The 3172-nt window shown below is 43.9% G+C and carries 2 protein-coding genes and 2 pseudogenes; all 4 read right to left on the reverse strand.

What is annotated here, in order from left to right; translation table 11 throughout:
* Positions 1-436, reverse strand: a pseudogene (lnu(I), locus tag H4K35_RS15440) (lincosamide nucleotidyltransferase Lnu(I)); the annotation flags it as partial.
* Between the two features lie 312 nt (positions 437-748).
* Positions 749-847: pseudogene (locus H4K35_RS15860) on the reverse strand (LysR family transcriptional regulator); the annotation flags it as partial.
* 27 nt (positions 848-874) lie between these two features.
* A complete protein-coding gene (gene floR / locus H4K35_RS15445; protein ID WP_131540170.1) occupies positions 875-2098 on the reverse strand; it encodes a chloramphenicol/florfenicol efflux MFS transporter FloR in 1224 nt (407 codons plus the stop codon).
* Positions 2091-3011 (reverse strand): macrolide hydrolase EstT, encoded by a 921-nt coding sequence (gene estT, locus H4K35_RS15450; RefSeq protein ID WP_046701559.1) that lies wholly within the window; start codon positions 3009-3011, stop codon positions 2091-2093. The genes floR and estT overlap by 8 nt, the downstream gene beginning before the upstream one ends.
* Positions 3012-3172 lie beyond the last annotated feature (161 nt).

Raw genomic sequence — 3172 nt, forward strand, 5'->3', positions numbered from 1 at the left:
TCAACCACAGGATATTTTCATTTGTTGTTCGATCAGGTACTTTAGTTTTTATTTCTTTGAGCGTGTTAGTCAATAAATCTTCTTTATCTACTAAAATCATCTTGTCAAAGTCGCTAAACTCTACCAATCCGTCCCACGATTTGATAACTTCCATTTGGTCGTTTGTCAAAAAATGAAACTCCCCCCTTATCATATTTTCAAAAATGGCAACTTCACTTCCAAACTCGTTGGTAAAATATAATGCCAAAGGATGAATTTGGCTTACCCAATTTTCAGCGGAAAATTTTTCTTTATCCTTCAAGAAGATGTAGAATTCAATATCTGAATATTTGTCCCCTTCATTTTTGGTAAATGACCCATACATAAATACGGCAGAAATATTTTTATCATTTTGAGCTATTGACTTTGTTTTGTCAATCATCTGTAACTGTATCATTTTCTAATTTTTTAATATTAACAATCGTCCTTTCTACTTAGCGTAGTAAAGGATATTTCAATTCTTATTCTATCTTACAGTTACTTATAGCTTCATTTTCTTGAATGTTTTTCGTTGTTAATCGTTTCTTCAAATTACCGCCAACGGGAAACGCATTGGCGAAGTGGCGGATAAATTGAACCGAAAGTTCAATTTAGCAGTGACGTAGCCGATGTGTTTCCACAGAAGCTAAATTATTAAAAAAAAGCTGAATGTGGGACACATTCGGCGGAATAAAAAGCACAAAAGTTGAATTTTGAACTTAACCCGCCATTTTGCCAATGCGATGTTGAACTGAACAAGGGAAATGAGCGGTATCCTGCCAGACAGGATACCGACATTCACGAGGTTTCGATGGTTAGTGCGCCGCATCGGAGCGGGCCTGCTACCAGTCGTCGGTTAGACGACTGGCGACTTCTCGGTGGCAGCCCCACGGAGCCGAAGGAGCACCAGCCCCAACGAAACCAGTACCGCCATCGCCGTGGCGTAACAGATCACGGGCCACGCTGTGTCACCGTTTAAAAGTGCCACCGCCAATGTCCCGACAATGCTGACTATCAGGCTTTGAACGCAGAAGTAGAACGCGACCGCTGATCCCGCGATGTCGTCGAACTCTGCCAAAGCGCCGTTCGCGGTAACGGACACCGTGAAGACAATACCGACCGCGACAACCCACATCGGTAGGATGAAGGTGAGGAATGACGGCGAGCCGTAAAGTTCGCCGATCCCCAACAGGACCGCTCCGCAAACAAGCAACGCCATCCCACGCGCCACGCATCCTGCGATGCCCCATCTGGCGACAAAGGACTTCGCGAAACGGGTTGTCACGATCATTACAAGCGCGACAGTGGCGAAGGCAAAGCTGAATCCGATCTCGGAATATTCCGCTTGGCCTATGAGCACACGGGGAGCCGTCGAGAAGAAGACGAAGTAGGTGCCCATACCGGCGCTAAAGCCGACAGTGTAAACCCAAAAAGCCGGACTCGCGAAGATCGGCAAGACAGATCGGCGCGTCTTGACTTGATCCAGAGGGCGGGTTTCGTGCCACCTGAAACCCGCATTTAGGAGTGCGAGCATCGCCAGTATAGCCAAAGTAATGAATATCGCCTGCCATCCCAAGAACTCGCCGATCAATACTCCGGCGATAGGGCCGAGCGCAGGCACGAACGCCAGCATCGAACTGAAAAGGCTGTAGATGACGACACCCTCAGGACGGTTGGCATAAACGTCGCGAACCGTCGCGAACGTCGCCACCAGCATGGCCGACGCGCCCACTGCTTGAAGTAGACGGAAAGCGACAAAGGCCGGTGCAGTTGAAGACCAAGCTGCTCCCAGAGACGCAATGACGAAAGCCGTTGCGCCCGCAAGTAGAATTGGCCGTCGCCCGATTCTGTCTGAGAGCGGACCAAAAATCACCTGGCCCACGCCGAGCATCACCATATAGAGGCTCAACGTGAGTTGGATCATAGCGGGCGTCGTGTTCAGGATGCCGGGCATCGCTGGAACGACAGGGAGATAAATATCCATCGCCAGTGAAGCGAGGATGTCGAAAGGAGCCATCAGCAGCAGTGCTGCCGGCAGCGTATAGGCCCACGCGGGGCGTTGTTTTTGTTTATCAGTCATTTATGTGTTTTTCTATTCCATCAATAATTGATTTCCAATCATCAACGTGTAATTCGTGTCCTGTACCTTCAAGGGTGATTAGATTTGAACCTTTTATTTTTTCTAGTAAAAAACCTGCATTCTTATAATGCCAAATTTTGTCGTCTGTTCCGTGGATAATTAAGGTGGGTTGTTTGATTTCGTTTAATCTGTTCCAATATTCTTCACCACCACCACCTTGCGATGCAGCGTGATTGAACATACTTATATAATTGTTGGCTCTATTGAACTCAGCTCTTATCAGTTTTTCACTTCTTTGTTTGTCAAATTGTTTCTTGCCACTCATTAATTCTGCACCCTGAATTAAATAGTTTACCACACTGTCTTCATTTGTCCAATTGACTGTACCTGCTTTACTATGGAAATCTAAAATACTCGTGTCCATTTCAGGTATAGTTGGGTCTGAGTCTCCCCAAGGGCCTGATGACATAAGAGTTAAGGAGTTAACTCTGTCGGCAAACTTTATTGATGCTATTTGAGAAATTAGTCCGCCCAAAGAAATCCCCACAAAATGTGCTTTGTCAATCTTGTAGCCATCCAATATTGAAATAGCGTCATTAGTTAAGTCAACAATATCGTATGGAGTAGAACCTGGTTCATAATTAGTGGATTTTCCTACATCTCTGTTGTCGTAACGAATAACAAAAAATCCTTTTTCAGATAATTGTTGGCAAAATTCAGTGTCCCAATACAGCATTGATACGGTTGCACCTGCTACCAAAAGGATTGCTGGATTTTTCTTATTTCCAAAACTTTCCGTACAGAGTTCAATGCCGTTTGTTTTAATTATTTTCTCTTTCATTTCTGTTTTCCTTTGTTTGCAACTGATTATTATCAGTCCTAAAATTAATATCCAAAGTAGTTTTTTTTTCATTTATCAATGTTTAACTGTTATGCTGGTATCTTTCACAATGCCCGCTAACATTGTTATTTCACGAAATAAAACACGGTGTAGTTTCGTAAAATAACACCTATATGCGCATTTCGTAAAATCTGTTGCTAATATAATTACTTTTTTTGTAAATTAGATACTTA

It is taken from the genome of Myroides sp. NP-2, assembly GCF_014145665.1.
GTDB lineage: Bacteria > Bacteroidota > Bacteroidia > Flavobacteriales > Flavobacteriaceae > Flavobacterium.

Coding starts and splice junctions, on each gene's coding strand:
- estT (WP_046701559.1), bottom strand. CDS start 3,011: ATGAAAAAAAAACTACTTTGGATATTAATTTTAGGACTGATAATAATC.
- floR (WP_131540170.1), bottom strand. CDS start 2,098: ATGACTGATAAACAAAAACAACGCCCCGCGTGGGCCTATACGCTGCCG.